Source organism: Janthinobacterium sp. GW823-FHT01H08 (genome assembly GCF_058797855.1).
Genome location: NZ_CM179504.1, coordinates 1,375,894 through 1,391,515 on the forward strand (window position 1 = coordinate 1,375,894; position 15,622 = coordinate 1,391,515).

13 protein-coding genes are annotated in these 15,622 nt (G+C 65.3%); 11 read left to right on the forward strand and 2 right to left on the reverse strand.

Going from position 1 to position 15,622, the window contains the following annotated elements:
- The first annotated feature begins 2 nt into the window (after window positions 1-2).
- Window positions 3-1,238: a Zn-dependent hydrolase gene (locus tag AC3RCG_RS06175; RefSeq protein ID WP_492404562.1), complete on the forward strand. Its 1,236-nt coding sequence runs from the start codon at window positions 3-5 to the stop codon at window positions 1,236-1,238.
- Window positions 1,239-1,247: 9 nt separating this feature from the next.
- On the opposite strand, the gene AC3RCG_RS06180 is transcribed toward AC3RCG_RS06175, so the two are convergent.
- Together AC3RCG_RS06180 and AC3RCG_RS06185 are read right to left on the reverse strand one after the other, a co-directional pair.
- Window positions 1,248-3,008, reverse strand: coding sequence for an allantoate amidohydrolase (locus AC3RCG_RS06180; RefSeq protein WP_492404560.1), 1,761 nt, complete (start codon window positions 3,006-3,008; stop codon window positions 1,248-1,250).
- Window positions 3,009-3,081: 73 nt separating this feature from the next.
- Window positions 3,082-4,020 (reverse strand): LysR family transcriptional regulator, encoded by a 939-nt coding sequence (locus AC3RCG_RS06185; protein WP_034754583.1) that lies wholly within the window; start codon window positions 4,018-4,020, stop codon window positions 3,082-3,084.
- A gap of 131 nt (window positions 4,021-4,151) precedes the next feature.
- Here AC3RCG_RS06185 and AC3RCG_RS06190 point away from each other — a divergent pair, with 131 nt between their 5' ends.
- From AC3RCG_RS06190 to AC3RCG_RS06235, 10 genes are all read left to right on the forward strand, one after another.
- Window positions 4,152-5,384: a urate hydroxylase PuuD gene (locus AC3RCG_RS06190; RefSeq protein ID WP_492404557.1), complete on the forward strand. Its 1,233-nt coding sequence runs from the start codon at window positions 4,152-4,154 to the stop codon at window positions 5,382-5,384.
- Window positions 5,381-6,616: a M20/M25/M40 family metallo-hydrolase gene (locus tag AC3RCG_RS06195; RefSeq protein WP_492404555.1), complete on the forward strand. Its 1,236-nt coding sequence runs from the start codon at window positions 5,381-5,383 to the stop codon at window positions 6,614-6,616. Before AC3RCG_RS06190 ends, AC3RCG_RS06195 begins: the two co-directional genes overlap by 4 nt.
- Before the next feature lie 57 nt (window positions 6,617-6,673).
- Window positions 6,674-7,591, forward strand: coding sequence for a LysR family transcriptional regulator (locus tag AC3RCG_RS06200; RefSeq protein ID WP_121668553.1), 918 nt, complete (start codon window positions 6,674-6,676; stop codon window positions 7,589-7,591).
- Window positions 7,592-7,800: 209 nt separating this feature from the next.
- The gene (locus AC3RCG_RS06205; RefSeq protein ID WP_492404553.1) at window positions 7,801-8,475 is read left to right on the forward strand and encodes a hypothetical protein; all 675 of its coding nucleotides are present in this window, start codon (window positions 7,801-7,803) and stop codon (window positions 8,473-8,475) included.
- Window positions 8,476-8,584: 109 nt separating this feature from the next.
- Window positions 8,585-9,913, forward strand: a complete 1,329-nt coding sequence (locus AC3RCG_RS06210) for an MFS transporter (protein WP_492404551.1) — start codon at window positions 8,585-8,587, stop codon at window positions 9,911-9,913.
- A 4-nt stretch (window positions 9,914-9,917) separates the two neighbouring features.
- Window positions 9,918-10,595 (forward strand): DUF2848 domain-containing protein, encoded by a 678-nt coding sequence (locus tag AC3RCG_RS06215; RefSeq protein ID WP_492404549.1) that lies wholly within the window; start codon window positions 9,918-9,920, stop codon window positions 10,593-10,595.
- Between the two features lie 4 nt (window positions 10,596-10,599).
- Window positions 10,600-11,958 carry an amidase gene (locus AC3RCG_RS06220; protein ID WP_492404547.1) on the forward strand — a complete coding sequence of 453 codons (1,359 nt, stop codon included), beginning with the start codon at window positions 10,600-10,602 and terminating at the stop codon, window positions 11,956-11,958.
- 128 nt (window positions 11,959-12,086) lie between these two features.
- Entirely contained in the window at window positions 12,087-13,379 is a 1,293-nt protein-coding gene (locus AC3RCG_RS06225) for a paraquat-inducible protein A (protein ID WP_492404545.1), read from the forward strand.
- On the forward strand, window positions 13,372-15,012 hold the full coding sequence (locus tag AC3RCG_RS06230; RefSeq protein ID WP_492404543.1) for a PqiB family protein: 1,641 nt from the start codon (window positions 13,372-13,374) through the stop codon (window positions 15,010-15,012). Before AC3RCG_RS06225 ends, AC3RCG_RS06230 begins: the two co-directional genes overlap by 8 nt.
- Window positions 15,009-15,605 (forward strand): PqiC family protein, encoded by a 597-nt coding sequence (locus tag AC3RCG_RS06235; RefSeq protein WP_070312761.1) that lies wholly within the window; start codon window positions 15,009-15,011, stop codon window positions 15,603-15,605. The genes AC3RCG_RS06230 and AC3RCG_RS06235 overlap by 4 nt, the downstream gene beginning before the upstream one ends.
- Window positions 15,606-15,622 lie beyond the last annotated feature (17 nt).

The window sequence follows — 15,622 nt, forward strand, 5'->3', positions numbered from 1 at the left end:
CGATGGATGCATTGCGTATCAATGGCGAGCGCCTGTGGGCAGCGCTGATGGAGCTGGCGCGGATTGGCGCGACGGCGAAGGGCGGCGTCAAGCGCCTGGCCCTGACGGATCTCGACAAGGAAGGCCGCGACCTGGTGGTGCGCTGGGGCAGGGAGGCGGGCATGAGCATCACGATCGACCAGATCGGCAATGTCTTCATGCGCCGCGACGGCATGGACAATACCTTGCCGCCCGTGATGACGGGCAGCCACATCGACACACAACCCACGGGCGGCAAGTTCGATGGCAACTACGGCGTGCTGGCCGGCCTGGAAGTGGTGCGCACCCTGAACGATCTGAAGATCAAGACGCAGGCACCGATCGAGGTGGCCTTCTGGACCAACGAGGAAGGCTCGCGTTTCGTGCCCGTGATGATGGGCTCGGGCGTGTTTTGCGGCGCCTTCTCGCTGGAAACCGCGTATGCGGCCAGGGACACGGAAGGCAAGACCGTGGGCGAAGAACTTGCGCGCATCGGATACAAGGGCGAGCAGGTGCCGGGCGACCATCCGATCGGCGCCTATTTTGAGACGCATATCGAACAGGGCCCCGTGCTGGAAGACGCGGACAAGGTTATCGGCGTGGTGCCGGCCGTGATGGGCCTGTCCTGGTACGACTGCGTGGTGACGGGCATGGAAGCGCATGCGGGCCCCACGCCCATGGGCTTGCGCAAGGATGCGCTGCAGGTGGCCACCACCATCATGCAGGAAGTGGTGGCGATTGCCAACCGCTACCCGCCGTACGGGCGCGGTACGGTGGGCATGGTGCAGGTATTCCCGAACAGCCGCAACGTGATCCCCGGCGAAGTCAAATTCAGCATCGACCTGCGCAACGTGAACGACGAGCTGCTCAACACCATGCACGGCGAGATCACGGCTTTCATCGATGCCACGCGCGAAAAAACAGGCTTGGGCATTTCACTGGAAAGAGTCTCCTACTACCCGCCATGTCCGTTCCACCCCGACTGCGTGGGCGCCGTGCGCAACGCCACGGCCAAACTCGGCTACTCCGTGATGGACGTGGTGTCCGGTGCCGGCCACGACGCCATCTACGCAGCCCGGCTGGCCCCGGCCGGCATGATCTTCGTGCCGTGCAAGGACGGCATCAGCCACAATGAAATCGAGGACGCCAGGCCCGAGCACCTGGAAGCGGGCTGCAACGTGCTGCTGCACGCGATGCTGGAGCGGGCCGTGGCCGTGTAGCCACGACCGCTATCCCTGCGGCTTGGGCTGGAAGTTGCGCAAAAACGCCAGCAGCGCGCGCGCCGCGATGTCGGCGTCGTCGGCCGTCATGGTTTCCAGCGGGTTGTGGCTGATGCCGCCATTGCCGCAGCGGGTAAACAGCATGGCCACGTCGGTGATGGCGGCCATGGCCATGGCGTCGTGGCCGGCGCCCGACAGCAGCGCATACGGTGCGATGCCGACGGATTCCACGGCCTGCGCCAGCTGTGCCATCAGCCACGGCGCGCACGGCGCCGCGCGCGCCGACAGCAGCAGTTCCAGCTGGTAGTCGATCTGGCGCCGCGCGCAGATGGCGGCGATGCCATCCAGAATATCGTCGACGGCTGCCTGGCGCACGGCATCAACGGCCGCGCGGATATCGAGCGACAGGATGCAGGCGCCGGCGATCACGTTGACGGAGCCGTTGGGCACCTGCAGCTGACCCACAGTACCCACCAGCGCTTCGCCGTGGCTGCAGCGCCGTTCCACCAGCAGGATGATTTCCGCGGCCGCGCTGGCCGCATCCTTGCGCATGGTCATGGGCGTGGTGCCCGCATGGCTGGCCACGCCCCCAAGACTGACCAGGTAGCGCGAGCTGCCGGCGATCGCCGTGACGATCCCCAGCGGCAGGTCGCGCTCGAGCAGCACGGGACCCTGCTCGATGTGCACTTCCACATAGCCGAGCAAGTCTTCGGGATCGCGCGCGATGGCGCCGATGGCGCTCGCCTCGTGGCCGGCGGCGGCCAGCGCGTCGCGCATGCTCACGCCATCCGCATCCAGCTGCTCCAGCAGCGACACGTCGAACTTGCCCGTCACGGCCGTGCTGCCCAAAAACGTGCTCTTGAAGCGCACGCCTTCCTCTTCGGCGAAACCGACGACCTCGAAATGAAACGGCAGCTTTTCGCCCCGCTCATGCAGGTGGCGCACGACGGCGATCGGCAGCACGATACCCAGGCGGCCATCGTACTTGCCGCCGTTGCGCACGGTGTCGTAGTGCGATCCCGTCATCAGGGTCTTCGCGCCCGGTGCGTCGGACAGATAGCGGCCGACGACATTGCCGACGGCGTCGATGTGCACCTGCATGCCCGCGTCCCGCATCCAGTCGGCCAGCTGCGCGGCCGTTTTGCGGTGCGCCGGCGTCAGGTAAGCGCAGGTCAGGTTGTAATCGCTGTCGCTCCAGCCGGCCAGCGTTTCCGCCTGCTGCATGATGGCGGGGCCGAAGTCCAGGCGCACGTCGAACAGGTCGTTCAGGCGCAGTTCGGCGATGCGCTTGATCTGCCGCAGCGATTCGGCCAGTTCATCGGCGCGCCGGTTTTTCAGGCGCCGCGCAAACGTGGCGATGATGTCCTGGCGCGTCAGGCCCTCGCCCGTCGGACCCTTGACGGCCAGGATGAAGGGAAAGCCGAACTTGGCGTTGTATTCGCTGTTGAGGCGCTGCAGGGTGGCGAATTCATCAGGGCTGCACAGGTTCAGGCCCGACTTGGCCTGTTCGCGCGTCGATTCCGCCGTCAGCTGCCCGGCGATGGCGGCCTTGCCGGCCAGCTCGGGGTGGGCGCGTATCAGTCCCAGCTGCTCTTCGGGCGAGGCTTGCGCCAGCACGCGCTGCAGCTCCGTCTTGAGGGCCGTCAGGCTGGCAAACGGCCGGGCGGCGGCCGCGCGCTGGGCGATCCAGGGCGAGTGTTCGTAGATGCCATGCAGGTGCGCGATAAAATCGGCCTGGCTGCCGGCGTTCAGGTCTGAAAGGGTGGTCATGGTTTTCCGATCATGCAAGCGGTGATGATAGCGCCCCGTTCCTGCCTCCATTATATGCGCGCGCTGATAGCGGCTATCGCTGCACCAGCGCCTTGGCGGCCGCGCTGACCTGGTCGCGCAGCCATTTGTGTTCGGGCGCCTGGTGCACGCGCTGGTGCCACAGCTGGTAAAAGCGCATCGGCGGGAATTTCAAGGGCACGGTGTACGTTTTCAGCGGCAGGGTCTTTTCATAGAAGCGCATGAATTGCCGGCCCGTGGTGAGCACCAGATCCGTCTGCGTCAGCATGTAGGGGATCAGGCCGAAATACGCCGACTCCACCACCACGTTGCGCTGCAGGTTTTGCCGTTCGAGGAAGGAATCGATCACGCCGTGGTAGCCGGGCATCATCTGCGACGGTGCCACGTGGGGCAGGCTCAGGTAGTCGTCGAGCGTCATGGCGTCGCTGGCCGTACGGCGCGCATAGGCGTTTTCCGCATGCATGGCGCAGATGATGGGGTCTTCGAACAGCTTCGAGATGTGCAGGTGCGCGGGCGGCTCGTCCCAGTTGGCGATCACCAGGTCCAGGCCACCGTCGGAGAGCTGGCGGATATGGTCGATGCCCGGCCCCAGGCTGTGCAGCACGACGCGGCTTTTCGGCGAGCCGCGGCGCAGCAGGGCCACCACGTTGGGCAGGAACTGGCTGTCCAGGTAGTCGGGCGCGGCGATATGGAAGGTGCGCGCCTCTTCCTGCGCCACGAACGGCGTCTTCTTGACGAACAGGCTTTCCGTCTGGTCGAGGATGCGCTTGGCCGGATTGAGCAGGCTTTCGCCATGCTGGGTCGGCACCATGCCGCGCGCGCCGCGCACGAGCAGCGGGTCGCCCGTCAATTCGCGCAGCTTGCGCAGGGAGGCGGAAATCGAGGGCTGCGGCTGATTGAGCTTGAGCGCCACGCGCGAGACATTCTTTTCCACCAGCAGCAGGTAGAGGATGCGGATCAGGTGCAGGTCGAGGTGTTGCGGCAGGCTGGACATGTGGCGGCGGCTCTGTTGTATATCGATTTGAATATGTCAAATATACGATATTTTTCATGTGATGGGCGGTAAATCCGTTTATCTTGTGTAGATTGGCACGAATATGGGTTCGGTCTGACTAGAGGAAATTTATGGAAGTATTTGCCTACCTGATTCCGTACGGCCTTGAGTGGCTGAACCTGATCGTCCGCTGGCTGCACGTCATCACGGGCATCGCCTGGATCGGTGCTTCCTTTTATTTCGTCTGGCTCGACAATTCCATACGTCCGCCCGCGCCCGGCTCCGAGCTGGCGAAGAAGGGCGTGTCGGGGGAATTGTGGGCCGTGCATGGCGGCGGCTTCTATAACCCGCAAAAATACCTGGTGGCGCCGGCCGAACTGCCGAAGGAACTGCACTGGTTCAAGTGGGAAGCGTATTCCACCTGGCTGTCCGGCTTTGCGCTGCTCACCATCGCGTATTACTTCAATGCCCAGGCCATGATGATCGACAAGGCCGTGGCCGATATCTCCAGCGGCCAGGCCGTCGGCATCGGCATCGCCACCCTCGTCATCGGCTGGACCGTGTACGACCTGCTGTGCCGCTCGAAGCTGGCGCAATATGAACTGTGGTTCGGCGTGACGGTGTTCGCGCTGATCGTCGGCGCCGCGTACGTGCTCACGCATTTGCTCAGCGGGCGCGCCGCCTACATCCACGTGGGCGCCATGATCGGCACCATCATGGTGGCCAATGTGCTGATGCTGATCATTCCAGGCCAGCGCAAGATGGTCGAGGCCATGGCCGCCGGCAAGCTGCCCGATCCCAAACATGGCCTGAAAGCCAAGCAGCGCAGCGTGCATAACAATTATTTTACGTTACCCGTGCTGTTCATCATGATCAGCAACCACTACGCGATGACTTACCGCAACGACCACGCGTGGCTGGTGCTGGCGCTGATCATGGCGGCCGGCGTCTTCATCCGCCACTTCTTCAACCTGCGCCACAAGGGCCGCGTCGAGTGGCGCTACCCCGCCCTCGGCGTGGCCCTGCTGGTGGCCGTGGCCGTGGCCATCGCGCCGAAAGCGCCCGTGGCCCTGGCGGCCGCGCCGGCGGTGGACCCGGCGGCGCAGTTCACGAGCGTGCACGCCATCATCGCCCAGCGCTGTGCCACCTGTCATTCGGCCCAGCCCACGCAGCCGGGCTTCGCCACGGCGCCGGCCGGCATGATGCTGGATAATGAGACGCAAATCCGCCAGCACGCGGCGCAAATCTACAAGCAGGCCATCGAGCTGAAAGCCATGCCGATCGGGAACCTGACCAATATGACGGAGGCCGAGCGCAGCGAACTGGGCGCCTGGCTGCAACAGACCATGCAAGGAGCAAAATGACTACGCACGCAGAAAAAATCACGGCCTGGATCGACGAGCACTTCGACGAGGAGATCGCCTTTTTACAGAAGGTGGTGCAGCAGCCGACGGATACGCCGCCCGGCAATAACGCGCCCCATGCAGACCTGGTGGCGCAACTGCTGCAGGCGTATGGCTGGAACGCGGAAAAACACGCCGTGCCGGCGGACCAGGTCGAGGCGTATGGCATGCAGAGCATCACCAACCTGATCGTGCGCCGGCCATATGCGGCAGGCGGGCCGACGGTGGCCTTGAATGCGCATGGCGACGTGGTGCCGCCCGGCGACAACTGGACGTATCCGCCGTACGGCGGCCAGATCGACGGCGGCTATATCTACGGCCGCGCGACGGCCGTGTCGAAAGGCGATTTCGCCACCTATGTGTTTGCCGCGCGCGCCCTGGAGGCGCTGGGCATTCCGCTCAAAGGCCAGCTGGAACTGCACTTCACCTACGACGAGGAATTCGGCGGCTTGCTGGGGCCGGGCTGGCTGCTGGAACAGCAGCTGACGAAGCCCGATTTCGTCATCGCCGCCGGTTTCAGCTACGGCATCGTCACGGCGCACAACGCCTGCCTGCAGCTGGAAATCACCGTGCACGGCAAGTCGGGCCACGGCTCCATGCCGGAAACGGGCCACGATGCGCTGCAGGCGGCCAACAAGATCCTCAACGCCATTTACGGCCAGCTGCCGGAACTGAAAAAGATCAAATCGAAAGTGGCCGGCATCGACTCGCCCACCATGCTGGTGGGTCGCATTGACGGCGGCACGAATACCAATGTGGTGCCGGGCAAGGTCGTCATGAAGATGGACCGCCGCATGATTCCCGAAGAAGACCCGGTGGCGGTGGAAGCGCAGGTGCGCGCGCTGATCGAAGACGCGGTGCGCGGCGAGCCTGGCATCCGCATCGAGATCCGCCGCCTGCTGCTGTCGCATGCGCTGCGGCCCTTGCCCGGTTCCGAACAGCTGGTCGGCAGCCTGCAGAAAAACGCGCAAGCCATCCTTGGCGAGACGATACCCGCTGTCGGCACGCCCCTGTATGCGGATGCGCGCCTGTATGGCGAACGGGGCATCCCCGCCGTGCTGTATGGCGCCGGCCCGCGCACGGTGCCCGAATCGAACGCGAAGAAGGCCGACGAGCGCCTGGCGCTGGACGACTTGCGCAAGGCCAGCAAGATCGTCGCCCTGACCTTGCTCGATTTCCTGGCGCAGAAATAGGGCGGGGCGCTTTGGCTTACAATGGGGCGACCACACTCTAGGTGAAGAAGAGCTCCATTGAATACCCGTTTTCTCGAAGCGTTTGTCTGGGCTGCGCGGCTGGGCAGCTTCCGCACGGCGGCCGACAAGCTGCACATCACGCAGGCGGCCATTTCCAACCGCATCGCCTCGCTGGAGCAGGACTTCGGCACGCGCCTGTTCGACCGCGATGCGCGTGACATCCGCCTGACTTTTGCCGGGCGCAACCTGCTTGTGTACGCCGAGCGCATGCTGGAGCTGTGCCGCGACATGTATGCGGCCAATTCCTCGCCCGCGCAGATCACGGGCGAAGTGCGCATCGGCGTCATCGAAACCATCGTGCATACCTGGCTGATCCCGTTTCTGCAGCGCGTGCAGGAGCGCTATCCGGGCATCGAGATTCAATTGACGTCGGAATCGACGCGCCGCCTGCACGAACAGCTGCAGCAGGGCGAACTCGATATCGCGCTGCAGACGGACATGCTGACGGGCGACCATATCCGCAGCACGGGCAGCGGCGCCATCGCCATGGGCTGGGCCGGCAGGGCCGCCGACTGGCCCGACACGGGCGTGCCGTTCACGGTGGCGCAACTGGCGCAGCATCCGATCATCACCATGAACCGCGGTTCGCAGCCGCATTCCGCCTTGAAGGCGCTGTGCCAGGACGAGGGCGTGCAGCTGGGCCGTGTCCACTGCGTCAGCTCGATTTCCGCCATCGTGCGCCTGGTCAAAGCGGGCTTCGGCATCGCCGTGCTGCCGCTGGCGCCCCTGCGCGAGGAAATCGAGCAAGGCAATATCGCGCTGATTCCCTGCGCCAGCAGCCTGGCGCCGCAGCGCATCGTCATCAGTTACAGCGAAGACATCACGACGGAAGCGATTCAATTGGTCGCTATGCTGGCGTGCGAGGAGGCGGCCAGGTTCACGCTGGCGCTGGGCGAGGAATATGGTGCCGGGTGATGTCGGCTTACGCTGATGCTAAGCCGACCTACGATGCATATTAGTCGGGTAGGTAGGATTAGCGGCGGGACGCCGCGTAATCCGACAACATTGTTGGCCCCACCCACAAGAAAAACTTATCAGTCGCGTTCAGAATAACCCGTTTGCCAAGTGATGGCGTGCCACCTATTCTGGGTTGGCACTCCACTTACAACGCAAACGGAACCCTCATGACGACGTCCACCACCACCTTGCCCGGCATCCTGTTCGTCTGGACCAGCGCCGACCCGGAACACGAGCTTGATTTCAACCGCTGGTATGACCGCGAGCACGTGGAAGAGCGCGTGCGCATTCCCGGCTTCGTCAGCGGCACGCGCTACCAGAGCGTGCGCGGTCCGCGCAAATACCTGGGCCTGTACCGCACCGTGTCGCTCGCCGCCTTCCAGACGCCCGACTACTTCAAGGCCTTCGGCCAGCAGACGCCATGGTCGCTGACGAACCTGCAGCGCATGGTCGATCCGATGCGCCGTGTCTGCGCCATCGAGGCGGAAACGGGCATGGGCACGGGCGCCTGGCTGGCCGTGCTGCGTCTGGGCGCGCCAGCCATCGGCCAGGACGCGCAAGCCGTGGCCGGCTTGGCCACGCTGGGAGCGACGCTGCTGCAGATCGACGGCGTCATTGCCACGCGCTTGCTCACGCCCGACGCCAATCTGTCCGGCCCCCTGCCGGAGGAACGGACGGAGGGCCGCGTGCTCGATCCGATCTTCCTGATCGACGCATCGTCCGAAAGTGCCGCCGTGGCGGTCGCCGATGCCGCCAGCGCGGCGCTGGGGCTCGACGGGGAACAGGCAGCCATCCTGCAACTGTCCTGGCAGCTGCGCGAGGCGGACCTGCACGCTGCCTGACGCGCCGCAAGCGCATCTTGCCGGCACTGATAACACGAGACACGGGCCACGGCGCAGGGCAAAGCATCCTGCGCCGGGCCTGCAATAAAACTGACGAGAGAGGTAGGCTATGACCACATATACGAACGCCGCGCATCCGGCAGCCCAGGCACCGGGCGAGAAGGCCACGACGGCCAAGACGGGCCGCCTGGCCACGGCCAGCATGGTCGGCACGACCCTGGAATGGTATGACTTCACCGTCTACAACACCATGGCCGCGCTGATCTTCAATCACCTGTTCTTCCCTTCCTTCGATCCGCTGACGGGCACCATCCTGGCCTTTTCCACGTATGCCGTCGGCTATATCTCGCGTCCGATCGGCGGCGTGATCTTCGGCCACCTGGGCGACAAGCTGGGACGCCGCTGGGTGCTCGTGGTGACCCTGATGCTGATGGGCGTGACGACGGGCCTGATGGGCCTCTTGCCCACGTATGCGACGGCCGGCATCTGGAGCCCCGTCCTGCTGGTGGCGCTGCGTTTCGTGCAGGGCATCGCTTTGGGCGGCGAATGGGCCGGTGCCGTGCTGATCTCCGTCGAACACGGTGCGCCGGACAAGCGTGGCCGCAACGCCTCGTGGACGCAGGTGGGGCCGTCGTTCGGCACCTTGCTGGCGACGGGCTGCATCGGTCTGATCACCTATCTGCTGCCGCATGAAGCGTTCATGGACTGGGGCTGGCGCATGCCGTTCATCGCCAGCCTGCTGCTGGTGGCGTTTGGCATGTGGATACGCAGCGGCATCGAGGAAACCCCGCTGTTCAAGGAACTCGACCAGCAGGATGCCAAGGCCGAAGCGCCGATCGGCGACGTGCTGCGCCTCTACTGGCGCCGTCTGCTGATCGCCGGCGGCGTGCGCATCGGCTCGGACGTGCTGTATGCGCTGGTGGTGGTGTTCACCCTGACGTATGTGACGACGGTGCTGCATCTGTCGTCGACCCTGGCGCTCACCGCCATCATGATCGGCACGGCTTGCAATGCGCTGTCGGTGCCGCTGTTTGGCGCGCTGTCGGACAAGATCGGCCGCCGCCCCGTGTATGCGCTGGGCGCAGCGCTGGGCCTCGTGTGGGCGTTTGCCTTCTTCACCTTGTTAGACACGGCCAGCCCGGCCGCCATCGTCACGGCCGTCGTCGTGGGTCTGGTCATCCACGCCATCATGTACGGCCCGCAAGCGGCCTTCGTCATCGAGCAATTCCCGACCAAGGTGCGCTATGCGGGTTCCTCGCTGGCCTATACCCTGGCCGGCGTCATCGGCGGCGGCTTCGCGCCGCTCGTCATCGCCAGCCTGTACCGCTCGTACAACAGCACCGTGGCCGTCTCGCTGTACGTGGCGGCGGCCTTGCTGATCACCGGCGCGGCAGTGTTTGCCGCACGCGAAACGGGCCGCGGCCCCCTGGAGGAATAAAATCATGGCGACATTGCGTTTTCAACTGGCAGGCCACGGTCCCGTCACCTTCGACATCGATCACCTCATCATCGCCGGCTGGACGGGCCGCGACATGGCGATGGTGGAACACCATATCGCCGAACTGGAAGCCATCGGCGTGGCGCGCCCGAAAAGCGTGCCGACGTTTTACCGCGTGGCGGCATCGCTGCTGTCGAGCGACGCCGCCATCGAAGTGCCGGGCGGCGATTCGTCCGGCGAGGCCGAATTCGTGCTGTTTTCCACGGAATACGGCCTGCTGGTGGGCATCGGCTCCGACCATACGGACCGCAAGGTGGAAAGCTATGGCGTGACGGTGTCGAAACAGATGTGCGGCAAGCCCGTGGGAGACACCCTGTGGCGCTATGCCGACGTGGCTGGCCACTGGGACCAGCTGCAGATGCGCTCCTGGCGAGAACGGGCCGGCGTGCCGGCCCTGTACCAGGATGGCCCCGTGACGCGCATGCTGTCGCCGGAAGACCTGATTTTGCGCTACACGGGACAAAGCAGCCTGCCCGTGGGCAGCGCCATGTTCTGCGGCACGCAACCGATCATCGGCGAGATGGGCCATGGCGACGCGTTTGAGCTGGAGCTGTATGATCCAGCCTTGCAGCGCCGCCTGCAGCACCGCTATGCCGTGCAAACCCTGCCCGTGGAAGGATAAGAGAATGACCGAACTGACCAAGACCATCCGCGAACTGGCGGCCGACCTGGCCGCCGGCCGCATCACCAGCGTGGCACTGACCGAGCGGATGCTGGCGCGCGCCGAGGCGCACCGGGCGCAGGGCGGCCATGCCTATGTCAGCCTTGATGGCGAACAGGCCTTGGCCGAGGCCCGTGCCAGCGATGCGGCGCGCGCCGCCGGCATCATTGCCTCGCCGCTGGCCGGTATCCCCATTTCGATCAAGGACCTGTTCGACGTCAGGGGGCAGGTCAGCAGCGCCGCCTCGCTGGCGCTGGCCGACGCGCCGCTCGCCGTGGCCGATGCGCTTGCCGTGGCGCGCCTGCGCGCGGCCGGCGCCGTTCTGCTGGGCCGCACCAACATGAGCGAATTCGCGTTTTCCGGCCTGGGCTTGAATCCCCATTACGGCACGCCGCGCAATCCGCACGACGGCGTGCGCGTGGCGGGCGGCTCCACCTCGGGCGGCGCCGTCACCGTGGCCTTGGACATGGCGGCCGGCGCGCTGGGCACGGATACGGGCGGCTCGATCCGCATTCCATCGGCCTTTTGCGGCCTGACGGGCTTCAAGCCGACGGCGGCGACTGTGCCGCTGGCCGGCACGGTGCCCCTGTCGCGCTCCCTCGACTCGGCCGGGCCCATCGCCCGCAGCGTCGATTGCTGCGCCATTTTGTATGCAGCGCTGTCGGGCCATGACATCGGCGCGCAGGCGCCGGCACTGAAAGGCTTGCGCTTCGGCTTTACCCTGGACTACGTCGGTACGCACGTGGAGCCGCAGGTGCAGCAGGCTTTCGACGCCGCGCTGGACAAGCTGCGGCAAGCGGGCGCCCTGGTGGAACAGTTCGATTTTCCGGAATTGCTGGAGCTGCCGACGATCAATGGCGGCGGCGGCCTGGTGGCGGCGGAAGCGTGGCACTGGCATCGCGCCCTGCTCGAGGAAAAGGGCGCGCAGTACGACCAGCGCGTGGCGGCGCGCATCCGCCGCGGCCAGCAGCAGGGCGCGTTTGACTACATCGACTTGCTCGATGCGCGCGCGCGCCTGATCGCCATTGCGCAGCAGCGCCTGGTGCCGTTCGACGCCTGGCTGATGCCCAGCGTGGCCATTCTGGCGCCGCAGGTCGCGCCGCTGGAAGCGGATGACGCCACCTTCTTTGCCACGAACGGCCTGGTGCTGCGCAACGCCAGCGTGATCAACTTCCTCGACGGCTGCGCGCTGTCGCTGCCTTGCCATGCCGACGGCGAGCTGCCCGTGGGGCTGGGCATCTGCGGCCTGGCCGGCGCCGACGATACGGTGTTGCAAATCGGCCGCGCCGTGGAGGCGTTGTTGCGGGGGAGTGGAAAAGAATAGTGCCGTAGTGCAGGAAAATGCCAATTCTGTCATGATGGCTGGCATTGACATGGGATAGTCGCGCTGCGGGCGCCGGCAAACTTCACACTGTGCACCGATACGACCTGATTAGCTGTCATGACTGCGGCGTGCTGTACCGCAAACGTCCGCTGCGTCCCAGCGAAAAGGCGCGCTGCATCCGTTGCCGCTCGGTGCTGTACCGCGGCGCTCACGCGCGGGGCGCATCGGCCGAATTGAGCAAGGTGGTGGCGCTCACCCTGGGCGCCGCCTTTGTCTTCCTGATCGCCCAGTTTTTCCCCATCGTCGAACTTGACGTCAATGGCCTCACTTCCAGCGCCACCTTGCTCGGCTCCATCCGCGTGCTGTGGTACGAGCAGATGCACATCGTGGCGACGATGGTCTTCCTGTTTACCATCCTCTTTCCCGCCATCGAACTCGGTTCGCTGCTGTATGTGGCGCTGGGCTTGCGCGGCGGCGTCAAGGTGCCCGGATTTAACCGCGTGCTGCGCGCCGTGCAGACGGCGCGCGAATGGGGCATGACGGAGGTGCTGATGATCGGCATCCTGATCACCGTTGTCAAGATGACCGGCCTGGCCACGGTGCTGCCGCAACCGGGCTTGTTCGCGTTTGGCGCGCTCACCGTGCTGCTGGCCATCGTCGTCTCGTTCGACCCCAAGGCCCTGTGGAATCTGGGCGACGACCTGACCCGGCAAGCGCTGCCCGGCATCCGCTACAAGGCTTTCGCGCCCGGAGAGAAGGTGGTGCCATGCCATGCCTGCGGCCTGGTGGCGCCGCCCGTGGGCAAGGGCAGGCACCTGGCGTGCGTGCGCTGCGGCACGGCCCTGCACGTGCGCAAGCCGGACAGCATCAACCGCACCTGGGCCTTGCTGATCGCCGCCATGATCCTCTACATTCCCGCCAACCTGCTGCCCGTGATGGTGACGCAATCGCTGTTCGGCGCGCAGGACGACACCATCATGAGCGGCGTCGTGCTGTTCTGGACCAGCGGCTCGAAGGGCCTGGCCATCATCATTTTCATCGCCAGCGTGGTCGTGCCCATGCTCAAGCTGGGCGTGCTGGCGCTGCTGGCGTTTACGGCGCAGCGGCGTTCGCGCTGGCGGCCGCGCCAGCGCACCATCTTGTACCGCATGGTCGAATTCATCGGCCGCTGGTCCATGCTCGACATCTTTGTCGTCACCCTGACGGTGGCGCTGGTGCGCTTCAAGTCGCTGGCCGTGATCACGGCGGGACCCGGCGCGCTGGCCTTCGGCGCCGTGGTGGTGCTGACCATGCTGGCGGCGATGCAGTTCGACCCGCGCCTGATCTGGGACCCCGTCGACGGGCAGGTGCCTGGCGAGGAAGAGCCCGTGGTGGTGGCAAATACCGGAAACAATACAGTGATTGGAGAACAGCATGTCTGACAAAGAAGCGGGCGGTCTTGCCGAAACGGGTGGCCAGGGCATCCCCCCGTTGCCGGAACCCGATGTGGAACAGGGCAGCCGCTGGCTGCCGTCGCTGGTATGGCTCATTCCGCTGCTGGCCGCGCTGATCGGCGCCGGCCTGGCCGCCAAGTCCATCTTCGACCAGGGACCCACGGTGACGGTCAGCTTCAAGAGTGCCGAAGGCCTGGAGCCGGGCAAGACCAAGGTCAAATACAAGGATGTCGACATCGGCCAGGTGCGCGCCATCACCCTGGGCGACGACTTGAGCAAGGTGCTCGTGACGATCGACATGAGCAAGGAAGCGCGCCGCTTCGCCACCGCCGATTCGCGCTTCTGGGTGGTGCGCCCGCAGATCGGCGCCAGCGGCGTGACGGGCCTGGGCACCTTGCTGTCGGGCGCCTACATCGGCGTCGACACGGGCAAGTCGGAGCAGAAGAAGGAGAGCTTCATCGGCATGGAGAGTCCGCCCGCCGTGGCGGGAGACCAGAAGGGCAAGCTGTACACCCTGCATGCGGACAGCCTCGGCTCCGTCGACGTGGGCTCGCCCCTGTTCTTCCACCGCCTGAGGGTGGGCAAGGTGGTCAGCTTCGCTCTGGACAAGGATGGCAACGGCATCACCATGTCGGTCTTCGTGAATGCGCCGTACGACCAGTTCGTCGGCAAGGATGCGCGCTGGTGGCATGCCAGCGGCGTTGACGTGCGCCTCGATTCCAACGGCTTCAAATTGAATACGCAATCGCTGGCTGCCATGCTGGTGGGCGGCATCGCCTTCGAGGCGGAAAACGGCCGCAAGCCCGTCGAACCGGCGCCGGCCGGCACCAATTACCGCCTGGCGGCCGACGAAGCGAGCGCCATGCGCGAGCCCGATGGCGAGGCGATCACCACCGTGTTCTATTTCGACCAATCGCTGCGCGGCTTGCAGCCTGGCGCCACGGTCGATTTCCGCGGCATCGTGCTGGGCGAGGTGCGTTCGGTCGGCATCGAGTTCGACCCCGTGAAGAAGAACTTCCGCATGCCCGTCACCGTCAATCTGTACCCGGCCCGCCTGGGCATGCGCTTCAAGGCCGCCGTCGACGATGAGGAAGGCTCGGCCGGCCACCAGCTGCTCGAACGCATGGTCAGCCGCGGCTTGCGCGCGCAGCTACGCACGGGCAACCTGCTGACCAGCCAGTTGTATATCGCGCTGGACTTCTTTCCGAAAGCGCCGAAGGTGGCGCTCGATCCGAACAGGTACCCGCTGGAAGTGCCGACCGTACCGAATACCCTCGATGAATTGCAGACGCAGATCGCCAGCATCGCCCGCAAGCTCGATCAGGTGCCGTACGCGGAGATCGGTAACAACCTGAACGCCACGATCAGGCAGGCCAATACCCTGTTCAAGCAGCTCGATGGCCAGGTGGTGCCGGAAATGCGCGATACCCTGACGGCGGCGAAACAGACGTTCGGCACGGCCGAACAGGTGCTGCAAAAGGATTCGCCGCTGCAGTCGGACGTGCGCCAGGCCTTGCAGCAGCTGACGCAAACCCTGCAATCGCTGAACGCGCTGTCCGATTACCTGGAACGCCACCCCGAGTCCCTGATCCGCGGTAAAAAAGGAGATGAAAAAAAATGATGAAGCCGATGTTTTCCGCGCTGCTGGCGGCCAGCCTGCTGGGTGCCTGCTCCACGCCCCAGCCCGAGCATTTCTATACGCTCAGCGGCGGCGCCGACGCGCAGCCGGCCAAGCCCGTCAAATACTATGTCGAGGTGCTGGCCGTCAGCGTGCCGCAGCAGGTGAGCCGCAACCAGTTTGTCGTGACGGCGCCGTCGGGCCGCATCGAATTGCTGGAGCAGCAGCGCTGGGCGGGGCCGCTGGCCGGCGAGATTGGCCAGGCCCTGTCCACGGCCGTGACGAACGACCTGGGCGCCATCGACGTGTTCCGCACGCCGCATCCGGACAATCTGCCCGTGTACCGCATCAGCACCAATGTGCAGCGTTTCGAGTCCGTGATGGGCCAGTATGCGCTGATCGATGCCGTGTGGAGCGTGCGCCAGCTGGCCAGCGGCAAGGTGGTCACTTGCCGCACAATCGCCAATGAAAAGGTGGGCGCCGGCTATGATGAACTGGTGCTCGGTCACCGCCGCGCCGTGAATCGCATCGCCGCCGATGCGGCCAGCGTCGTGCGTGCTTTTGACAACGGCAGCGCCGCCTGCCCGGCCGCCTGAGCACCTTTCCGCTACCC

Excerpts from the sequence above, each read along its gene's own strand:
- AC3RCG_RS06175 (WP_492404562.1), top strand. The coding sequence starts at position 3 with ATGGATGCATTGCGTATCAATGGCGAGCGCCTGTGGGCAGCGCTGATG.
- AC3RCG_RS06180 (WP_492404560.1), bottom strand. The coding sequence starts at position 3,008 with ATGACCACCCTTTCAGACCTGAACGCCGGCAGCCAGGCCGATTTTATC.
- AC3RCG_RS06185 (WP_034754583.1), bottom strand. The coding sequence starts at position 4,020 with ATGTCCAGCCTGCCGCAACACCTCGACCTGCACCTGATCCGCATCCTC.
- AC3RCG_RS06190 (WP_492404557.1), top strand. The coding sequence starts at position 4,152 with ATGGAAGTATTTGCCTACCTGATTCCGTACGGCCTTGAGTGGCTGAAC.
- AC3RCG_RS06195 (WP_492404555.1), top strand. The coding sequence starts at position 5,381 with ATGACTACGCACGCAGAAAAAATCACGGCCTGGATCGACGAGCACTTC.
- AC3RCG_RS06205 (WP_492404553.1), top strand. The coding sequence starts at position 7,801 with ATGACGACGTCCACCACCACCTTGCCCGGCATCCTGTTCGTCTGGACC.
- AC3RCG_RS06210 (WP_492404551.1), top strand. The coding sequence starts at position 8,585 with ATGACCACATATACGAACGCCGCGCATCCGGCAGCCCAGGCACCGGGC.
- AC3RCG_RS06215 (WP_492404549.1), top strand. The coding sequence starts at position 9,918 with ATGGCGACATTGCGTTTTCAACTGGCAGGCCACGGTCCCGTCACCTTC.
- AC3RCG_RS06220 (WP_492404547.1), top strand. The coding sequence starts at position 10,600 with ATGACCGAACTGACCAAGACCATCCGCGAACTGGCGGCCGACCTGGCC.
- AC3RCG_RS06230 (WP_492404543.1), top strand. The coding sequence starts at position 13,372 with ATGTCTGACAAAGAAGCGGGCGGTCTTGCCGAAACGGGTGGCCAGGGC.
- AC3RCG_RS06235 (WP_070312761.1), top strand. The coding sequence starts at position 15,009 with ATGATGAAGCCGATGTTTTCCGCGCTGCTGGCGGCCAGCCTGCTGGGT.